The organism is Bradyrhizobium sp. P5_C11_2 (assembly GCF_054049755.1).
In genome coordinates this window covers 1-1,590 of the sequence record NZ_JBFULT010000952.1, presented here as the reverse complement: position 1 = coordinate 1,590, position 1,590 = coordinate 1, and the positions used below count along the sequence as shown (strand labels likewise).

The window sequence follows — 1,590 nt, the reverse complement described above, 5'->3', positions numbered from 1 at the left end:
GGCGATCCGACCTCTCCCCGCAAGCGGGGAGAGGTGAAGAAGAAAGGCTAGACGCGCTCGACGATGACCGCAGGCGCCATGCCGCCGGCGGCGCACATGGTGACGAGGCCGCGCTTGAGGCCGCGCCGTTCGAGCTCGTCGAGCACGGTGCCGATCAGGATCGAGCCGGTGGCGCCGATGGGATGGCCGAGCGCGATCGAGCCGCCATTGACGTTGACCTTGGCGCGATCGAGCTTGAGGTCGCGGATGTATTTTTCCGCAACCACCGCAAAGGCCTCGTTGATCTCGAACAGGTCGATGTCGTCGATGGAGAGCCCCGCCTTCGCCAGCACCTTGCGCGTGGCCGGCACCGGCGCGTTCAGCATCAGGGTCGGCGAGTCCCCCATGTTCGCCATCGCAACCACGCGGGCGCGCGGCTTCAGGCCATGCGCCTTGGCGTAAGCCGGCGAGGCCAGCAGGATCGCGGCGGCGCCGTCGACGACGCCCGACGAATTGCCGGCGTGGTGCACGAAGTCGATCTTGAGGTCGGGATATTGCTGGAGGATGAGGCCACGATAGGTCGTGCCCTTGTCGTCGAGCGCATAGTCGGCGATGGCGGGGAATGCGGGCTTCAGGCTGCTGAGCCCTTCCATCGTGGTCTGCGGCCGCGGATACTCTTCGTGGTCGAGCGCCAGGCTGCCGTCCTCGCGATGGACGGGCACGAGGCTCTTCTTGAAGTGGCCGTGCTCGATGGCGTACGCCGCGCGCTTCTGGCTTTCGAGACCGAGCGCGTCGACATCGTGCCGCGTGATGCCTTCCATGGTCGCGATCGCATCGGCGCAGACGCCTTGATGCGACTGCGGATGCCGCGCACGCAGGCGCAGATTGCCGCCGTCCATCATCATCGGACCGCCGCCGCGACGTCCCTCCATCGACATCATCTCGCAGCCGCCGGCGATGACGAGGTCCTCGGAGCCCGACATGATCGAGGCGGYCGCCATGTTGACGCTGGTGATGCCGGAGCCGCAGAAGCGGTCGAGCGTCACGGCGCTCGCGCGCACGTCGTAGCCGGCATCGAGCGCCGACATCCGCCCGAGATCGCCGCTCTGGGTTGCGACCTGCGCGCTGCAGCCCCAGACGATGTCGTCGACGTCGGCGGTGTTGATACCGGTGCGATCGGCGAGCGCGCGCAGCACAGTCGCGCCCAGTTGCTGCGGATGAATCCCGGACAACGCTCCCTTGCCGGCCTTGCCGACGCCCCGCGGCGTCCGGCAGGCATCGATGATGAGTGCATCGGTCATTGGCGTTGTCCTCTTTTTTGAATGGTTGGAGGCGTTTTGAATCAGGGGGAGAATGGAGTCAATGCGCGCTGGCGCGCCTCCTGTTTGCAAAAAACTCGAAAACAACCCCATGCACAGTAGAAAAGCGGAAGGCGGATGAGGCGCGGTCGCGCTCGCGAAGCAATTGATGCGTCAGGCAAAACAGCGGCAGTCGCGCAATTTCGCGGTGGTGCCGCGCATACGGCAACAGATGGACGCGCGGAGAGTCCCCCTCACCCGAATTTTCCGCTGCGCGTAAAATTCGGCCTCTCCCCGCAAGCGGGGAGAGGGG

General features: G+C 65.9%; 2 protein-coding genes. Both read right to left on the bottom strand.

The window, feature by feature from the left end; all coding sequences use genetic code 11:
- Positions 1–47: 47 nt before the first annotated feature.
- The gene (locus ACXJL8_RS40635) at positions 48–1,280 is read right to left on the bottom strand and encodes an acetyl-CoA C-acetyltransferase (protein ID WP_456686987.1); all 1,233 of its coding nucleotides are present in this window, start codon (positions 1,278–1,280) and stop codon (positions 48–50) included.
- 58 nt (positions 1,281–1,338) lie between these two features.
- Positions 1,339–1,590, bottom strand: a 252-nt coding sequence (locus ACXJL8_RS40630; protein ID WP_456686986.1) for a hypothetical protein, incomplete at its 5' end; no start/stop codon positions are given.